Annotated in this window: 13 protein-coding genes; 5 read left to right on the forward strand and 8 right to left on the reverse strand. The window is 49.4% G+C overall.

Annotated features, from left to right (window positions below):
• Window positions 1-62: 62 nt before the first annotated feature.
• Both BUA56_RS02270 and BUA56_RS02275 read left to right on the forward strand, forming a co-directional pair.
• Window positions 63-1067 carry an oxidoreductase gene (locus BUA56_RS02270; RefSeq protein WP_072848631.1) on the forward strand — a complete coding sequence of 335 codons (1005 nt, stop codon included), beginning with the start codon at window positions 63-65 and terminating at the stop codon, window positions 1065-1067.
• An 84-nt stretch (window positions 1068-1151) separates the two neighbouring features.
• The gene (locus tag BUA56_RS02275) at window positions 1152-1658 is read left to right on the forward strand and encodes a flavin reductase (RefSeq protein ID WP_072848633.1); all 507 of its coding nucleotides are present in this window, start codon (window positions 1152-1154) and stop codon (window positions 1656-1658) included.
• A 63-nt stretch (window positions 1659-1721) separates the two neighbouring features.
• On the opposite strand, the gene BUA56_RS02280 is transcribed toward BUA56_RS02275, so the two are convergent.
• The 8 genes from BUA56_RS02280 to truA form a co-directional block, all read right to left on the reverse strand.
• Window positions 1722-2663, reverse strand: coding sequence for an NTP transferase domain-containing protein (locus BUA56_RS02280; RefSeq protein WP_072848634.1), 942 nt, complete (start codon window positions 2661-2663; stop codon window positions 1722-1724).
• A 12-nt stretch (window positions 2664-2675) separates the two neighbouring features.
• Window positions 2676-3707 carry an XdhC family protein gene (locus BUA56_RS02285; protein ID WP_072848635.1) on the reverse strand — a complete coding sequence of 344 codons (1032 nt, stop codon included), beginning with the start codon at window positions 3705-3707 and terminating at the stop codon, window positions 2676-2678.
• Window positions 3708-3764: 57 nt separating this feature from the next.
• Window positions 3765-5777 carry an FUSC family protein gene (locus BUA56_RS02290; protein WP_242946706.1) on the reverse strand — a complete coding sequence of 671 codons (2013 nt, stop codon included), beginning with the start codon at window positions 5775-5777 and terminating at the stop codon, window positions 3765-3767.
• Window positions 5778-5852: 75 nt separating this feature from the next.
• Complete coding sequence (gene ygfK / locus BUA56_RS02295; RefSeq protein ID WP_072848636.1) at window positions 5853-8846, reverse strand: putative selenate reductase subunit YgfK; 2994 nt, start codon at window positions 8844-8846, stop codon at window positions 5853-5855.
• Window positions 8847-8864: 18 nt separating this feature from the next.
• On the reverse strand, window positions 8865-10199 hold the full coding sequence (ssnA, locus tag BUA56_RS02300; RefSeq protein ID WP_072848637.1) for a putative aminohydrolase SsnA: 1335 nt from the start codon (window positions 10197-10199) through the stop codon (window positions 8865-8867).
• A 227-nt stretch (window positions 10200-10426) separates the two neighbouring features.
• Complete coding sequence (locus BUA56_RS02305) at window positions 10427-11050, reverse strand: DUF6553 family protein (protein ID WP_072848638.1); 624 nt, start codon at window positions 11048-11050, stop codon at window positions 10427-10429.
• A gap of 14 nt (window positions 11051-11064) precedes the next feature.
• Window positions 11065-11541, reverse strand: a complete 477-nt coding sequence (locus BUA56_RS02310; protein ID WP_072848639.1) for a PaaI family thioesterase — start codon at window positions 11539-11541, stop codon at window positions 11065-11067.
• 32 nt (window positions 11542-11573) lie between these two features.
• Complete coding sequence (truA, locus tag BUA56_RS02315) at window positions 11574-12308, reverse strand: tRNA pseudouridine(38-40) synthase TruA (RefSeq protein ID WP_072848640.1); 735 nt, start codon at window positions 12306-12308, stop codon at window positions 11574-11576.
• Between the two features lie 1480 nt (window positions 12309-13788).
• Between truA and BUA56_RS02320 the strand changes: the two genes are divergently transcribed.
• The 3 genes from BUA56_RS02320 (at window position 13789) to BUA56_RS02330 (ending at window position 17850) form a co-directional block, all read left to right on the forward strand.
• On the forward strand, window positions 13789-15198 hold the full coding sequence (locus BUA56_RS02320; RefSeq protein ID WP_072848641.1) for an amidophosphoribosyltransferase: 1410 nt from the start codon (window positions 13789-13791) through the stop codon (window positions 15196-15198).
• A gap of 32 nt (window positions 15199-15230) precedes the next feature.
• Complete coding sequence (gene proC, locus BUA56_RS02325) at window positions 15231-16037, forward strand: pyrroline-5-carboxylate reductase (RefSeq protein WP_072848642.1); 807 nt, start codon at window positions 15231-15233, stop codon at window positions 16035-16037.
• Window positions 16038-16470: 433 nt separating this feature from the next.
• The gene (locus BUA56_RS02330) at window positions 16471-17850 is read left to right on the forward strand and encodes a TrpB-like pyridoxal phosphate-dependent enzyme (RefSeq protein WP_072848643.1); all 1380 of its coding nucleotides are present in this window, start codon (window positions 16471-16473) and stop codon (window positions 17848-17850) included.
• The last annotated feature ends 145 nt before the right edge of the window (window positions 17851-17995 follow it).

Raw genomic sequence — 17995 nt, forward strand, 5'->3', positions numbered from 1 at the left:
CTTTTATTAGTGCTATAATAGTGTCAATACTCAAGTCTATCATAATGTAGGAGGAATAACATATGCCACATCTTTTTGAGCCTTTCATTACCAAACATCTGACGTTAAGAAACAGACTGGTCTTTCCGCCCATGGCCACAGCCAAATGCCAGGCTGACGGTATCATCACCCAGGACGTTCTGGATTACTACCGGCAGAGGTCCCAGGGGGGCTATATCGGAATGATCATTGCAGAGCACAGCTATATTTCCCCCCAGGGGAAAGCCGCGGCCCATCAGATGGGGATTCACAGCGACGACTGTCTCCCCGGTCTGAGGCAGCTGGCGGATGTCATAAAGAAGGACGGCAGCAAAGCCGTCATTCAGATCAATCATGCAGGAAGCGCCTGTGAGCCTGCTCTGAATCACCATCCCACCCTGGCCCCCTCTCCCATTAAAAATATACGCAAAGGGTTTCTCCCGGACAAGGTTATGGACAAAGATGACATGCTTCAGGTCATTGAAGAATTTCAGCTGGCCGCCCGGCGGGCCAAGGCTGCCGGCTTTGACGGGGTGGAGATTCACTGTGCCCACGGATACCTTCTGAATCAATTCTACTCTCCTCTCAGCAACCGCCGCACGGACGAATACGGAGGTTCCCTGGAAAACCGCCTTCGTCTGCCCCTGGAGGTTGTCACTGCGGTCCGCTGTGAGGTAGGCCCGGACTATCCGGTTCTGCTTCGTCTGGGCGCCTGTGATTACATGGAAGGAGGCACCGTACTGGAAGACAGCATCGCAGCCGCAAAAATGTTTGAGAAAGCAGGCGTTACCATCCTGGACATCTCCGGCGGCCACTGCGGATATACCATCCCGGAAGCTTCCGCCCAGCCACAGGGCTATTTCTCTTCCCTGACCCAGCCCATCAAACAAGCCGTATCCCTTCCTGTGATTCTTACAGGGGGAATCACGGACGCCAGGGCTGCCGATCACCTTTTGGTTTCAGAAAAAGCAGATTTGGCGGGCGTAGGCAGGGCTATCTATAAAGACCCCGCGTGGATGCAGAGGGCCTGTGAGGAGTACCTTCTATAATCCAAGTGACAACCGGCGGTCTTAGTGCTATACTATAAACCAGAGACTTCTCTTAATTTCGTATTACAGAAAGGCAGGTATTATATGAGTTTCAAAGAGATAACACCAGAGCAATTACAGTTCAATCCCTTTACTAAAATCGGAAAAGAATGGCTGCTCATCACTGCAGGCACCAAAGATAAATTCAATACCATGACCGCAAGCTGGGGCGGTGTGGGCGTATTCTGGGGCAAGAACACAGTGACCACTTATATCCGTCCCCAGAGATATACAAAGGAATTTGTGGATGCCAATGACACGTTTACTCTTGCATTCTTTGACCCGTCCTACAAAAAGGCCCTGAATCTCTGCGGCACCGTATCCGGAAGAGATACAGACAAAGTAAAGGACGCGGGACTGACCCCTCTTTTTGTGGATGAAACGGTTGCGTTTGAGGAGGCAAATCTCATTCTCGTGTGCAAAAAAATGTATCAGGACGCCATGCCGCCGGAAAACTTTATTGCAAAAGAAATGGACGAAAAATGGTATCCCAATAAAGACTATCACACTATGTATATTTCAGAGATTGTAAAGGTACTGGAAAAGGAATAGGATAACGTAAAAGAGGGCAGGGAGTTCTGTAGATTCTCCCTGCCCTCTCCTATGGATTGCCATTCATTTCACAGCAAATTCCGGGAACTTTTCCTGGAATACGTTCTGTGCCATTCTGCGTATCTCGTCCTCCATCTCTTCATATCTGCGCAAAAGTGAGTTTCCTTCTTCTGTCAGGAAGCTGGCGCCCCCGCTTTTTCCCCCATGCTGTCTTTTAATCACCCGGTACCCCAGCTGTTCCTCCGCCCTGTTGATGATGGTCCAGCCTTTGGTGTAGGACATATTCATCTGCCTGCAGGCTTCTTTCATGGATCCGGTATACTGCAACAGTGTCAGAAGCTGGGCCGTGCCCGGTCCGAAGATCTGCTGTTCTTTCATAATCCTCACAGTAACGGATGCCGTATAGAGCTGACGGCTCCTCTCTTCCAGAAGCTCTTCGTTCCCGTTGACTTCCCCTGCCCTGAGAAGAATTCCTTCATCCTCCACCTGCACCAGAGTACGTCCGCAGGATGCTGACTGCATGGCCCCTGCCAATCCCCGGCTGCCCTCATAGGACAAAAGTTCCGGGATCACAGAGGTATGGATAAGGACAGGATGGCCTTTTCTCTCCCGGTATACAGGCACTCCCAGAGGAGCCTGGGAATCCATCAGCTGATGGAGGGTATGAACTGACACCATGGGAAGATCCACAGGCGTGCAGATTACTTGTCCGCAGAGATCTTTTATATATTCCAGTCCTGCTTTGATGGTATCAAACATCTGGGCACTCTCATATTCGCCATAGTGCATACAGATGACTCCCATTTTGGACACCGCCTTTTCAAGCTCTTTTGCCCGGTATCCGGTAACCAGGACAATGGGAGAACACCCAGCCTGCCGGAGAGTCAAAATCAGCCTCTGAACAGCACTCAGGGCCCCTATTTCCAGCAAGGGCTTGAACTCTCCCCTGTAAAAGTCAGCCCTTGCAGCTGTAATCACTGCACCGGTACGTATCTTGTTTTCCATAGGTTGCTCTCCTTATCTCTCCGTCAGCACTTCCTGCTTTCTTCTGGCTCTCTCCCGTATGAGTTCCCCGGCAATGCTAATGGCTATCTCTGCCGGTGTCTCTGCCTGAATATCGGTTCCCACAGGCATATGGCATCCGGCAACCTCTTCCTCCGTAAATCCCTGTTCCAGCAGTTTTTCAGTAACTGCGGCAATCTTCCGGCGGCTGCCCATGATTCCGATATAATAAGGCCTCCGCTTTAATACCTGCGCCTGGACCTGCAGATCCGACAGGTGGCCTCTGGTCATAATAATCACGTAATCTTCTTCTGTAATGGTGACATAGTCCCCGATTCTGGAAAAATCACAAACCAGTACCTCCCTGGCTCCGGGAAATCGCTCAGGACTGGCAAACTCTGCCCTGTCGTCCAGAACCACGCAGGAAAAATCCAGGTGGCTGAGCACCGGAACTGTCTCCTGTGCTACGTGTCCGCCGCCAAACACGTACACCTTCCCGGACGGCAGCAGGGGTTCGCTGTACAGACATCTGCTTTTTTCCCGGAGGAATACCGCCCGGTTTTTAAGCGGCAGATTTCCAAGGGGACCTTCCATTCCCCAAAGCCCCTGTTTCTTCGTATATATCCCCATAATCCAGGATTCCTCTTCCGTAATTTCCAGGATCAGCCAGGCGCTTTCTTCCCCCCGGCACATCTCCTTTATTTTCCTGCAGAGCACGCGTACTTTATCGTCCTCCCTGGACAGGAACTGGAAATAAACAGTGATCCGTCCTCCGCAGATCATACCCAGATCAGCCGCCTGACCGGGTGCCAGACTGTAGTCCTGAATGAGTGATTTTTTACTTCTCAGCACCTCAGATGCCATTTTCACAGCCTCATATTCCACGGCGCCTCCCCCTATGGTTCCCAGGCACTCCCCATTCTCACTTACCAGCATCTTCGCCCCGGCCCCTCTGGGGGCGGAACCGGATCCGTCTATTATTGTAACAATTACAACATCCTGCCCAGACTCCAGCCTTTCACTTGCCTCTTGAAATACTTTATACATGTTATCCCATCCTGCCATTTTTATCATTATTGTACAAAAGTTGCTGTCGAGTGTCAATCATATGTTATTCGGCGATTTTTCCGGTAAAATTTCAGAGATTCTGGCGACACTGTTCATACAGTTCAAAGCCAGTGTATTGAAATAAATCTCCTCCTCCAGCTTCCCATAGGCCCGAAACTCACTGCCTGCTGTGAGGAAACTGTTCAGTTCATTCTTTGTAAATCCCCTGCGAATCCGCTTTAACGCCTGCTCCATATTCCCGAGAAGTTCCTCAATGGCAGGATTTTCCCTGGAGCTTACCTTATATTTCTTTAAATACGCATGAATCTGCTCGATCTCTGAGAGGAGTCTGCGGTTGATGGGCAGCAGCCGGCTGTAGAACTGCTTCTCATTTTCCCCCATATTTTCCTTCATATAATTCCGGATCTCCTCAGAAAGCAGATTTGAAACCATCATATACTCCCGAAGCAGACTGCGATCCTCTTCATCATACAGGCTTTTTTGCAGTTCACCCACCAGCTTCTCATCAATATCAAGCAGATCGTTCACGCTTTTCAGGAATTCCGATTTTGCAGTAATCGGAAGAATAAAACGGTTGGCCAGCCATACGGTCACAGCGGCCAGTCCCACACATACAATGCGGAGCGCAATGGCATGCCCCGTATCCAGGCTTAAGGTAGTCAGGGCCATACCGTAGCAGGTACTGTACATGGGCATCGTCCAGGAGGTGACCGGTACATAGTACATGAGGCATGTCATCACCACTATGATCCCGATATGCCCCCAGAAGGTCTTAAAAATCTCGGTCAGGAAAAAGGTGATAAAAAGTCCCGTCACAGTGCCGATGATACGGTTGTTCAGCTTGAGCATGCTTTCTTCTGAATATGGCATCAGCATTAAAAAAGCGCTCATGGGAAACCAATAGCCGTGTTCCAGGGAAGTAATCCTGCAAAAGGCAAATGAAATACAGAGCACCACCGACAGCCTCAGGGCAAACCGTACCTGAAATCTGTCCGGATGAAAGTTCCGAAAAAACGCTTTCGGGCTTCCTGTCCTGCCTCTGGACCGCCTCCACTCCCTCTCCCTGTTTGCTTTATCCGTGGATACTGCCTCCTTTAAAGCAAACCCGATAAGCCCGAGAATAAACTCCATTGCCTGATTCAGCTTCTCATCCTCCAGTCTCTCGTGGCTCTGGAAGTGATGAATCTCTGTGATCAATTCCTGATTATCCGCCTCATTCATCTGCTGCTCCACATCCCGGAAGACCCTTGCCAGCTGCCTGTGATACCGCTGCACTTTGAACGCCGTACACTTTTTGGGTTCGGAGAGCTCTGTCATATAGTAGCGGAACCGCTGAAAGACAATCATAAAGTAATAATTTATCTTTCCATATCGATCCGCCAGATACCTGTAGTTCCTGCTGGCATAGATCACCTGGTTCATATGGTACATCATCTGGACCAGATCCGCCATATCCCTCTGATCTCTCCTTCCCTCCGAAAGTTTCTCCAGCTGCAGCGCCATATTTGCCATCCCCCTGCGCACGGTTCCATAATGCCGCTTTTTTCGGAATATCTTTCGGTGAAGGTATAAAACTGCCGTCAGAAAACAAAACGCGTACAGCAGCGCCCCTATACGTACCGGAAGCAGCTTTGCCGGTATGGGCAGCAGCTGCAGAAAGACAAACGCCATTCCATACACAAAATAGGCTTTTGGTGTAAATTTGTCCGTGAGAAGATACACAAGCAGAAAGGGAACCAGCAGGTTCAGAAGAATACAGAGGGGGAGATTCAGTGTCGCCCCATAGGCAGCCAGACCTGCCAGCAGAATCCTTCCGTAAGCCTGGATCAATTCCCTGAAAGTAAAATCCTGCGTACTTTTTGTCTTGAAAAAGAGAGTTAAAAACGAAACCAAAATCACCTGTTTAGAACCAAAAAGAAAAAATATAGTAAAAAATAAAAAGAGAGAGACAAAAATAGTTGGAAAAACGGAACGCCATCTTTTCAGCACCTGTGCCATCTTTCCATTATCTGTCATGGTCCTTTCCCGCCGGCTTGCACTTATCATCATTTGTCTCCTCCCTTCTTTCTTAAATGGAATCAGGGACACTGCCGGCAAGCAGTGTCCCTTTTATTGTATCCCCTTTTACAGCAAATAGGAATAGTCTTTTATTACGGCTGCCATGAGATCTCTCAGGCCTTTGGGGATTCTCTCGTTATCCTCAGTAACTTTCAGAGTTACTTCATTCCCAAACAGTCTTACCCTGCACACTCCGGCCTCTCTGTCCAGTACAGCGAAGCCCTGGTTCTTGCTGTCTGCCATATCCTTCTCATTGGCAAACAGTGTGAACTTATCCAGATAAGGTGCACTGGCATATGGGCAGAAGCTCTTGCAGTTGCCGCATTCATTGCACATATAGTCCACGTGGATAATCTGGGCCATAGGCATTCCCGGCACCTCGATGGATATATTTGCCCGGTTTGGACATACATCCACACAGTTTTCACAGACAGCAGCACAGTTCAGACAGCGTCTGCTCTCATGAGGAGCCTCGTTTTCACTGACCAGAACCCCTTTCTTGGCAAAACACTCTTCCCTGGAGCCTTCTTTTTCACATTCACTGACTGCAGGACTTCCAAGGATCGCCGCAGCCACCTTCTGCGCATCCCGGATTCCCTCCACGACAGTCGCCGGACCGCCCAGGCCGTCACCAGCCAGGTAAATCCCCTTCTGACTGGATTCCAGGGTTTTGTCGTCTCTGTAAGCTCTTCCCCTGTCGTCTGTATTCAGTCCATTGGCCTGGTAAAATTCTGTGGGAACTTTCTCGCCTACCGCAACAATTACTGTGTCGGCCGGCACCGATTCCTTTTCCCCAGTCCCGCTTACGCTCTGCCGTCCGGATGCATCCAGGGCCCCCAGCTGCATCTTTTCACAGAGAAGCTGGCCGTTTTCCAGAGATATAGGGGCCAGAAGCTCCCTGAAGATAACCCCGTCTTCTTCTGCCATAACTAATTCTTCCTCGTCAGCCGGCATATAGCGTTTGGTTCTCCGGTATACCAGATAGACATGTTCCACCCCTTTGGTGCGTTTCGCCGCTCTTGCCGTATCCATGGCAGTATTTCCGCCTCCGATAACAACCACATTTCTGCCCAGAGAGAGATCTCCGTCTTTTTCCTTGAATTCCCTCAGGAATTTCAGGGCATTCATGGTTTCCCCTTTCTCCAGCTTCAGGCTTCCGGGCTTGGAGGCACCCAGTGCAAGAACGACAGAGGTGAATCCCTCCGCTTTTAGTTCCTCCAGAGAAGTTATCTCTGTATTGGTCTTAACCGTCACACCCAGCTTTTCAATGAGGGCAATGTCTTTGTCAATAGCTTCCCCGGAAATCCGGAATCCCGGGATTACATTGCGGACCACACCCCCGAGAGAAGCCTCTTTCTCGAATACTGTAACTCCCACGCCTTCCCGGGCCAGAAAATAGGCGGCAGCAATACCTGCCGGTCCTCCCCCGACTACAGCAACCTTTTCCGCTCCGTTTACGGGAACCGGCTGAATCCTGGAGGCGACGGCATCATAAGCCTTCTCTGCTGCTTCCAGCTTCACGCCGCGGATGTTGACAGACTCCTCATAGAAATTCCTGGTGCATTTTCCCATACAGTTATGGGCACAGATAGTACCGGTGATAAAGGGCAGAGGATTTTTCCGCAGGATAACCTGAAGCGCCTCCTCATACCTTCCCTCTCCAGCCAGAGCTATATAGTTGGTGATATCCTGGTGAATGGGACATCCCTCCTCACAGGGTGCCATAAAACAGTCCAGAAGAGGAACCGTATCCTTTGTCTTTCTGCCGGGAAGCGGTTTCGCAGCCTTCACATGGTGGCTGTCTTTTTTTGCGTCCTCTGCCAGCTTTGACAGTGCATCCACATCTACCCCGCAAAACGGCCGGCATCCCTGCTTTGCCAGCAGCTCTGCCATCTGCGTGCCCCTGTTATATCCTCCGGGCTTTAACAGGGTAGTTGCCACAGTAACCGGCCAGATACCGGCGCCGATAATTCGGCCGATATTATAATAATCTGCTCCTCCTGAGTAGGCAATGCGGAGTTTTCCGTCAAACTCTTTGGAAAGTTTTGCGGCCAGGGAGATGGACAGCGGGAAGAGAGATTTTCCTGACATATACATCTCCTCGCTGGGAAGCTCACTTCTGGTGACATCTACCGGGAAGGTATTGGTAATCTTCACGCCGAATGCCAGCCCCTGTTCCTCAGACAGCTTCATCAGCCGGCGGAACATGGGAATAGCGTCCTCATACTGAAGATCGTCTTTAAAGTGGAAATCTCCGAATACCATATAGTCATATCCCATATCGTCCATAGTTTTTCTGGCAAAATCATATCCCAGAAGAGTGGGATTGCACTTGATAAAGGTATTCATATGTTTTTCTGTAAACAAATAATTGGCTATGCTCTCAATCTCCTGGGGCGGACATCCGTGCAGGGTGGAAATGGTAGCGGAGTTGCAGATATCGGAAGGAATGTTCTCCACATCCTCTGCCGTGAACTGTTCAAACAGATCTATATGGTCCAGAAGCCACTGCCTGCACTCCCTGAAGATATCCGTATCCTTAGCTTCCTTCATGCTCTCAATGAATGTATCGATCTTTTCCGATTTGATTCCTGCCAGATCATACCCCACGCTGATGTTGAACTGAAAACCGTCCTGGCTTCCCAGCCCCCATTCCTTTGCCATCACGTGGAGGGCAAACCATGCCTTGATGTATTCCCCCATAGCCTGGGGTACAAACAGTTCTGTGGACCACTCACAGTTATAGCATTCATCCTCTGCCAGGATACAGGGCTTGTTTACGCAGGCAGACAGTTCGTCTCCGTCCATAATCTGTACAGTCTTCAGCTCAAAAAAACGGCTTCCTGTATAGTAAGCAGCGATAATATTCTGTGCCAGCTGGGTATGAGGACCTGCGGCCGGTCCGATTGGAGTCTCCAGCTTTCTTCCAAACAATTCCAGAGTCTCATCCCCCGCAGCATAAGGGCTGTGGGTGCCAAATACTGTATTTCTCTTCTTTTTTTCCTCCATCATCCAGGTCATTAACTGGGAAAATGGCATACATGTCATCCGATCACTCATTTTTATCTACCTCCCGCACTATCTGCTGTTAATATCATCTGCCAGTTTTTTGGCTTCTTCTCTGCACCTTGCCAGAGCTGCTTCCTCATCAATGCCGGTAAGCACTCTGTCCCTCATCAATACTTTTCCGTTACATACAGTGGTCGTAGTATCTCTTCCCTGCATGCCAAACAGGATGTGCCCGTTGCAGTTGTCTCCATTCATAGGAGTCAGCGGATCATAATCTACGACTATCACATCCGCAGCCGCACCTTTTTTCAGTACCCCCAAAGGCTTTTTAAAATAGCGTCCCGCTATCCTGGCATTTCCCTCGAACAGCATCTGGGGAACCTCCGCCCAGGCAGCGTTGGGATCGCATAGATGGTGTTTGTGAAGTACATTGGCTACTTTATAGGATTCTGTCATGTCATGGGTATACCCGTCGGTTCCAAGGCCTGTAAGGATTCCCTTGTGAACAATTGCCATAGTCGGCGGGCATCCGCAGGCATTCCCCATGTTTGATTCCGGATTATGTACCACCATGGTATCTGTCTCTTTGATCAGATCCATCTCGTGATCATTTACATAGATGCAGTGTCCAAGAAGCGTCTTATCCCCAAGCACATTGCAGTCCATCAGCCGGTCTACGATTCGTTTTCCATAGGTTTTCAGACAATGGTGGAGATCTTCTATCCCCTCCGCCACATGGATGTGGTATCCCACTTCCCCGGGCTTGTTCTCAGCTGCAAGGGCCATGGTCTCATCCGATATGGTAAAGGACGCATGCATTCCCATCATTCCCGCAATCATGCCGCTCTCATCTTCCAGGGCGTGTTTTATAAATCTGGCATTTTCCATCACGGATTCTCTGGCCTTTTCTTTGCCGTCCCGATCCGACACTTCGTAGCACAGGCAGGTCCGGATCCCCAGCTCCTTTGCCGCGTCTTCTATGGTAAACAGGCTGTCTGTAATATGACCGAAGCTTGCATGGTGGTCAAATACTGTGGTCACTCCGTTTTTAATGGAGTCCATGTACGTTGCCAGGGCACTGTAACGGATCTGCTCCGGAGTCAGATGCCGGTCAATGGTCCACCACATTCCGTCCAGGATATCCAGAAAACCGTCAGGATTATACCCATTGATGGACAGACCTCTGGCAAAGGCACTGTATATATGCTCATGCACATTGATAAAGGCGGGCATAATGATTTTTCCTTTTGCATCTATGTATTCTGTCTGCGGATAAGCACCTTTCACCGCTTCTGTGGTTCCTGTCATCACGATGGTGTTTCCATCCATAGCCACTGCCCCATTTTCGATAAATGGATTCTCTGCATCTCTTGTAATCATTCTCCCGTTGCCAATTACCAGCATATGTGTTACCTCCTTCATTTAGAAAAAAATATAAAAACCCTCTTGATAGTTAGAGTGTACCATGGAAAATAAGCAATAGCAATAGTTTTTACAAAAATTTTTAAGTATATCTAAAAATTTTTGTATGCCATGCCGGAAACTTCGCCGGACAGAAAAAAGCTGAGGAAAATTGTCCCAAAAACTCTGGGATTCCTCAACTTTTTCTTATGCTTTTTGAATTGTTTCAACTATTTTCTCAACTTCTCCACCTGGCTGTCCAGTTTATCCTTTTCCCTTGGAAAATAATCATAAAATGCCTGGGTAGCCGCCTTTGTAAAGACCTCCATCTCCTGGACAAGGCCTGTGTTCATCGGAAGCCTGTACGCATTCTGCAGTACTTCCTTTGCGATCTTCATGGTAATGTCTTCATCCTTCATGGACATTATTCCCATGAGCTTCGTTCCGTACCCCTTATCCGTCGCGCAGAGATGGTAGTAAAAGGAACAGAGATGATAGATCTCCCGGTAAAGGATCTCTCTGCCTGCCTCCCCATACTCTTCGGCCACGGAAAATCCCATTTTTTTAATGGTTTTCCTCAGCTCTTTTGCTGCATACCGGAAGCCGAAAATCCCCCCGTTATTCCTGGAAAGATAGAGCATTTCCATCCATCCTCCGATATAATTGTCCACCTGCTGGCCAGTGCTTTTTTTGTCCCTGGAGACATAACGTATTTCCCACAGCTTCTGCCTCAGCTCATTCTCCAAAACTCCCGGGTGCTGCTGTATCTCTTCCTCCAAAAGTATTCTTCTGAGCCCGGGATCCTTCTCGCTGTAGTAGCTCTCCGGCCATGTATTCTGCGTAGTGCCTTCCATATCTCCCGTTCCTCCTATTTTCCTCCCAGCATAAAGCTCACCAGAGCAGTTGCTATCGTCTTGCCTGACTTTTCTCCCGTGCATTTGGCAGATACGTTTACCAGATGCCTGCCGCACCGCTCCATCCTGGCGGTTACCAGCATATCATCCCCTTTCACTGCCGGAGAGAGGTAATTTATGGTGAGATTAATGGTGGGTGTGACCATATTTTTGCTCCTGTTTGCGGAGAGTATGCCGCAGGTAGTGTCCACTGCGGCGGCTATAAGTCCTCCGTGCATGGAGGACATATGGTTCAGCGCCCAGTCTTCCACGGGATAGCGCACCGTCAGCCACTCTTCCCTGGCGCTGCAGGCACAGAACCCGGGCTTCATCAAATTGTAAATATGCGTGTCCGGTTCTGCATCTATGCGTCTAATCCTTTCTCTCATCGCCTTCTCCATAGCTTCCTGCTCATCCCTCCAGAAAGCTTCGCTTTTATCTTGTTCTGTCATTTTATCTTCTCTCCTTTTCTCCTGTACCTTCTCTAATATTTCACTTCCGCCAGAACTAATCCCCTGGCAGGAGCCGTATAGCCTGCAAGTTTCCTGTTTCTTCCCACCAGAATCTCTTTCATAGAATCCGGACTCCGTTTCCCCTGTCCCACTTCTATCAGAGTACCCGTGAGGATACGCACCATATTGTACAAAAATCCATCCCCCTCATAAGTAATTTCAATTTCCCCGGCTTTTTCCCGGATGTCAATCCTTTGCAGTCTCCTCACCGTTGACTTTTTCATTCTTTTATTTGAACAGAAGCTTTTGAAATCGTGTTCCCCTGCCAGAATAGCCGCAGCCGCTCTCATCCCGGCCACATCCAGTTCCTTCCCCAGAGGATAGTAGTACTTTCTTTCAAAAACATTCTTATACGCCCCAGTGCCGATCCGGTAACGGTACACCTTTCCCGAAGCATTCAGCCTTGCATGAAAACGGTCAGCCGCCTGCCTTACCTCTGCAACCCCGATGTCCTCGGGCAGATACTGGTTCAGATACCGGCAGATTTCATCCTCGGAAGCATCCGTATCCAGAAACACACTGGCCACCTGGCCCAGTGCATGTACCCCTGCATCTGTCCTGCCGGCCCCCTGCACTTCCACAGGAGCCTGTACCATCCGTGAGAGAACCTCCTCAATCCTTCCCTGAATCGTATTCTCAGTGTTGCCCTGCCGCTGCCATCCGTCATAGCGGGTTCCGTCGTATTGGATAATTAGTTTATAATTCATATGATTTGAGTCCTATCTGTGGTTTTTTGTATTATAACATAAAAATCTTTAAAATAAAATTATAGTTTTGTGTATGTGAAGTTCGAGGTTATGCAGTCGGGGAGCGGGGTGTTGCAGACGGACGGATATAGGAGGGAGCACCGGGGGGACAGGGCCAGGGGGCGGGGGATAGGGACAAGTCAGCTCGAGGCTCCGCTCCCCTCAGCTAAGTCCTACCAGCTGCTAAGCTCGTCAGGAGAGCCTTCCTCGCTAAACAGCTGGTGGACTGGATCTTCGGCTCACTCCGCTTAACCTCCCTGACTTGTCCCTATCCCCCGCCCCCTGGCCCTGTCCCCCCGGTGCTCCCTCCTATATCCTGGCAGAGACTCACTTCACATTCACGGAAAACGGTGGGGAAGGTCGAGAGTTGTACACTTTTCCTCTTGTTCCGCACTATTGTCCGCTTGATGTTCTGGATAAACTGCCAAAAACCTCCCTCCCCTGGAACTCCCCTATACCCAGGTGAGAGGAATCCTGCGGCGGCGGGCGGGCTGGGTTGGGCGGGTGGGAGGCTTAAGGTCCGCGGACGGTTCCGCAGGAGTGATTAGAGAGTCTTGGGCAAAACCGGGATTCCCGCTGGAGATTTTTTCGGCAGTCCAGGCCGAAAAAAAGTGAGCATGGGCAGAGAATGCACATCAAGCATTCTTTGCACATACGAGCGGTGCTCCGGCGGGGATTCCGGTTTTGTCTTAGACTCTCTTCACGACGGAGGTGTCCCCGGAACTTAAGCCTTCCTCCTGTCCGAACCAGTCAGCCCGCTGCCGCGGGATTCCTCTCACCGTCCCCCCGCCACCTCATACTTACCGACTTAGATCACCTTGAACCGTAGTCCAAGTAATTGCATTAAATTCCAATTTTATTCTATCTGTCTATTTTACAACTATATCCTATGTGTAAGATTTCATTCCCGTTCATATAAAACTTCCTCCTGGAACTTTCCTATACCCAGGTGAGAGGAATCCTGCGGCGGCGGGCGGGCTGGGTTGGGCGGGAGGGAGGCTTAAGTTCCGCGGACGATTCCGCTGGAGTGACTAGAGAGTCTTAGGCAAAACCGGGATTCCCGCTGGAGATTTTTTCGGCAGTCCAAGCCGAAAAAAAGTGAGCATGGGCAGAGAATGCACATCAAGCATTCTTTGCACATACGAGCGGTGCTCCTGCGGGGATTCCGGTTTTGTCTTAGACTCTCTTCACGACGGAGGTGTCCCCGGAACTTAAGCCTTCCTCCCGTCTAACCCAGCCCGCCCGCTGCCGCGGGATTTCTCTCACCGTCCCTCCGCCACCCCATACCTTCCGACTTGAATCATTTTAAGCTGAAGTCCAAGCGCTACACTCCTAAATCCCAATTTTCATAATCCCTTTCGTTTTTGGTAAATATATGGTAAACTACATCTATATCTGTGCTACAAACCTAATCTATTACAATCAAAGGAGAAATAAACACATGGGAGGCTTTTTTGGCGTTGCCGCAAAAGAAAACTGTACGCTGGATCTGTTTTACGGCGTTGATTACCACTCACATCTTGGTACAAGAAGAGGAGGAATGGCTGTCCACGGAGCAAAGGGCTTCAGCAGGGCCATTCACAACATTGAGAATTCTCCATTCCGCACCAAGTTCGAGCGTGATGTAGAGGAACTTCAGGGAAATCTGGGGATTGGATGTATCTCTGATTATGAACCCCAGCCCCTTCTGGTACAGTCTCATCTGGGAAGTTTTGCAATTACTACCGTGGGTAAGATTAACAATCTAAACGAGCTGGTACAGCAGATCTATGCAAACGGACACACCCATTTCCTGGAAATGAGCGGCGGGCAGATCAATGCAACTGAATTGGTAGCTGCCCTTATGAATCAAAAAGATTCTATCTTAGAGGGAATCCAGTACGTACAGGAGATGGTTGACGGCTCCATGACACTTCTGCTTTTAACCCCTGAGGGGATATATGCCGCCAGGGATCGCTACGGGCGGACTCCTCTGGTAATCGGGGAAAAAGAAGGCGCTTACTGCGTTTCTTTCGAAAACTTTGCCTACATTAATCTGGGCTACAGCCATTATAAAGAGCTGGGACCGGGTGAGATCGCATTTGTGACCCCGGAGGCTGTGACAACCTTAAAGGCACCGGGGGATGAACTAAAGATCTGTTCCTTTCTCTGGGTATATTATGGGTATCCCACATCCTCGTATGAGGGAATTAATGTGGAAGAGATGCGTTACCGCTGCGGCAGTATGCTTGCCAAGAGAGATGAAAATCTGGTTCGTCCGGACAGTGTGGCCGGAGTTCCGGACTCCGGTGTGGCGCATGCCATCGGCTATGCCAATGAATCCGGCATTCCGTATGCAAGGCCATTTATAAAATATACCCCTACATGGCCCCGCTCTTTTATGCCGCAAAACCAGGCCCAGAGGAATTTGATTGCCCGCATGAAGCTTATCCCTGTACATGCACTGATTAAAGGAAAAAAACTTCTGTTAATTGACGACTCTATTGTGCGCGGGACACAGCTGCGGGAAACCACGGAATTCCTGTACAACAGCGGTGCAAAAGAGGTACATGTACGCCCGGCATGCCCGCCTCTCATCTATGGATGCAAATATCTGAATTTTTCCCGTTCCAAATCAGAACTGGATCTTATCACCCGCAGGATTATCAGCGAACGGGAAGGGGAGCATGTGGAGGAAGCACTGGCTGACTACGCCGATCCTACTACTGAACGCTATGCGGCTCTGCTTGAGGCTATACGCAGGGAACAGAACTTTACCACCCTCCGTTTTCACCGTCTGGATGACCTGATTGCGTCCATCGGCCTGCCTCCCTGCAACTTGTGCACCTACTGTTTTAACGGCAAAGAATAAACCATACACATTTGAGAAAAGAGGTCATTTTTATGAACGAATACCAAGATATTACCATCGGTTTCCTGGGATACGGCAATATGGCTCAGGCGATTGCCCAGGGGCTGCTTTACAAAGAAGTGCTGAAGCCGGAGCAGATTTATGCCTGTGCGAAAAACTGGGATAAGCTCTGCAGAAATACACAGGATCAGGGGATGCACGCCTGCAGAGATGCCAGGGAAACCGTGTCCCGGTCCCAGATCGTCGTAATCGCTGTTAAGCCCTATATGGTAAAAGAAGTTATGGAACCTGTACGCGACTTGCTCCAGGATAAAATCATCCTGTCTGTGGCAGATGGCTATCCCTTTGATGCTCTGGAAGAGCTCCTTCCCGGCACCCATCATATCAGCTCAATCCCCAATACTCCGGTCGCTGTGGGAGAGGGTATCTTTATCTGTGAAGAACAGCATTCTCTCACAGAAGACGAGTTTTCTCTGCTCACAGGGCTTTTATCCCGCATCAGTCTGGTTCAGGTACTGGATTCTGCCCATGTGAGTGCTGCCGGCACCATCAGCGGCTGCGGGCCGGCATTCGCCAGTATGTTCCTGGAAGCACTGGGCGACGCAGGTGTCACCCACGGGCTTTCCAGACAGATGGCATACGCCCTGGCCAGTCAGATGATAGCGGGAACGGGAAAGCTTCATCTAATGTCAGGAAAACACCCTGGAGCAATGAAGGATTCCGTATGCTCTCCGGGAGGTACTACCATCGTCGGCGTTGCTGCCCTGGAGCGGGGCGGACTTCGCGCTGCAGTCTTAGATGCCGTGGATGCTGTGGAATGTAAAAAGAATAAAAAATAATATTTTTTTCTAAAACATATTGACAAATTTTCAAATGCCTTATATTATAATACCAACCAAAGCGAAACCGCAGAGTAAGAAGAGTAGATATCTTTCCTTTGTTTCCAGCGAGTCTCAGGTGGTGCGAGTGAGATAAGAAAGCAGATATTGAATGGGCTTATGAGGTCGGAAGGAAAGGCGCAGCCGAGTAATATCCGACGGGATGTTCACCCGTTATCAAGGAACCATGCATGTTAGTGTATGACAGAGTGGATGTATAACATCAATCCGGGTGGTACCGCAGAAGATCGTACGTAATACGGCTTTTGTCCCTGAACAAGGGGCAGAAGCCGTTTTTTTCTGCCTCTTTCTGAGAGATGCCACACATAGCTGACTAGTTCCGGGTTCGCAGGGGATACACAGCAACCAACCATCAGAAAGGAGAATATTGATTATGAAAAAAATTCCACACAGATTATATTTAACCGAGGAGCAGATGCCAAAACAATGGTATAACTTGCGTGCTGATATGAAGGAGCTTCCGGATCCTATGATTAATCCCGGCACAGGAAAGCCTGCCACAGAAGAGGATCTGTATCCTGTCTTCTGTGAAAAGCTGGCTCATCAGGAAATGGATAACGTAACCCGCTATGTGGATATCCCTGAGGAAATCCAGGATTTCTACAAAATGTACCGTCCTTCCCCTCTGATCCGCGCGTACAACCTGGAAAAGTATCTGGATACACCAGCCAAAATTTACTACAAATTCGAGGGGAATAATACCTCCGGAAGCCACAAACTGAACTCTGCCATTGCTCAGGCTTACTATGCCAAGGAACAGGGGTTAAAGGGTATCACCACAGAGACCGGCGCCGGACAGTGGGGTACTGCACTTGCAGAAGCCTGTGCCTTTTATCATCTGCCCCTTACGGTGTACATGGTAAAGTGCTCCTATGAACAAAAGCCTTTCCGCAAATCCGTGATTCATACCTTTGATGCAGACATTATCCCCAGTCCCAGCAATACCACCAATGTAGGCCGGGCAATCCTGGAAGCAAATCCAAATACCACAGGAAGTCTGGGGTGTGCGATTTCTGAGGCTGTGGAAAAGGCAGTTTCTACGGAGGGCTACAAATATGTACTGGGTTCTGTCTTGAATCAAGTACTGCTCCACCAGTCTGTCATCGGTCTGGAAAGCAAAACTGCCATGGAGATGCTGGATGAATATCCGGATGTAGTGGTAGGATGCGCCGGGGGCGGTTCAAACCTGGGAGGGTTGATTGCTCCATTTATGCAGGATAAATTAACGGGAAAATCGAATCCCAGAATCATAGCGGTAGAGCCGGCTTCCTGTCCGTCTCTCACCAGAGGACGTTATGCCTATGACTTCTGTGATACCGGAAAGGTAACTCCTATGGCCAGAATGTACACTTTGGGATGTGACTTTATTCCCTCCGCCAACCATGCCGGCGGTCTCCGTTACCATGGGATGTCTCCGATTCTTTCCAAGCTGTACCATGACGGTTATATGGAAGCTATGTCAGTGGAACAAACGAAAGTCTTCGATGCTGCCGTAACCTTTGCAAAGCAGGAGACCATTCTCCCTGCACCGGAGTCTGCCCATGCTATCTACGGAGCTGTGCAGGAAGCCTTAAAGTGCAAGGAATCAGGAGAGGCAAAAACCATACTTTTCGGCCTTACAGGAACCGGATATTTCGACATGGTTGCTTACCAGTCTTACATGGATAAAACCATGCAGGATTACATTCCCACCGACGAAGAGCTGGCGGCCAGCTTTGAAAGACTGCCAAAGATTCCCGGAATTCAGGAATAGTCTGTTCACTGTGCTAACATCAAAGGGGACGTTGTTCTTAACCAGAACAGCGTCCCCTTTTAGAAATAGGGCAACTCCCAATTTCCTCGGATATATTAGACATAATTAGCATTTTTATATTATATAATATGCATCCATGCCAATC

The sequence above is a fragment of the Lactonifactor longoviformis DSM 17459 genome, from assembly GCF_900129135.1.
In the GTDB taxonomy this organism is placed as follows: domain Bacteria; phylum Bacillota; class Clostridia; order Lachnospirales; family Lachnospiraceae; genus Lactonifactor; species Lactonifactor longoviformis.

What these genes read in the sequence shown, in the direction of transcription:
- BUA56_RS02270 (WP_072848631.1), top strand. Translation starts at nt 63, where the DNA reads ATGCCACATCTTTTTGAGCCTTTCATTACCAAACATCTGACGTTAAGA.
- BUA56_RS02275 (WP_072848633.1), top strand. Translation starts at nt 1,152, where the DNA reads ATGAGTTTCAAAGAGATAACACCAGAGCAATTACAGTTCAATCCCTTT.
- BUA56_RS02280 (WP_072848634.1), bottom strand. Translation starts at nt 2,663, where the DNA reads ATGGAAAACAAGATACGTACCGGTGCAGTGATTACAGCTGCAAGGGCT.
- BUA56_RS02285 (WP_072848635.1), bottom strand. Translation starts at nt 3,707, where the DNA reads ATGTATAAAGTATTTCAAGAGGCAAGTGAAAGGCTGGAGTCTGGGCAG.
- BUA56_RS02290 (WP_242946706.1), bottom strand. Translation starts at nt 5,777, where the DNA reads ATGATGATAAGTGCAAGCCGGCGGGAAAGGACCATGACAGATAATGGA.
- ygfK (WP_072848636.1), bottom strand. Translation starts at nt 8,846, where the DNA reads ATGAGTGATCGGATGACATGTATGCCATTTTCCCAGTTAATGACCTGG.
- ssnA (WP_072848637.1), bottom strand. Translation starts at nt 10,199, where the DNA reads ATGCTGGTAATTGGCAACGGGAGAATGATTACAAGAGATGCAGAGAAT.
- BUA56_RS02305 (WP_072848638.1), bottom strand. Translation starts at nt 11,050, where the DNA reads ATGGAAGGCACTACGCAGAATACATGGCCGGAGAGCTACTACAGCGAG.
- BUA56_RS02310 (WP_072848639.1), bottom strand. Translation starts at nt 11,541, where the DNA reads ATGACAGAACAAGATAAAAGCGAAGCTTTCTGGAGGGATGAGCAGGAA.
- truA (WP_072848640.1), bottom strand. Translation starts at nt 12,308, where the DNA reads ATGAATTATAAACTAATTATCCAATACGACGGAACCCGCTATGACGGA.
- BUA56_RS02320 (WP_072848641.1), top strand. Translation starts at nt 13,789, where the DNA reads ATGGGAGGCTTTTTTGGCGTTGCCGCAAAAGAAAACTGTACGCTGGAT.
- proC (WP_072848642.1), top strand. Translation starts at nt 15,231, where the DNA reads ATGAACGAATACCAAGATATTACCATCGGTTTCCTGGGATACGGCAAT.
- BUA56_RS02330 (WP_072848643.1), top strand. Translation starts at nt 16,471, where the DNA reads ATGAAAAAAATTCCACACAGATTATATTTAACCGAGGAGCAGATGCCA.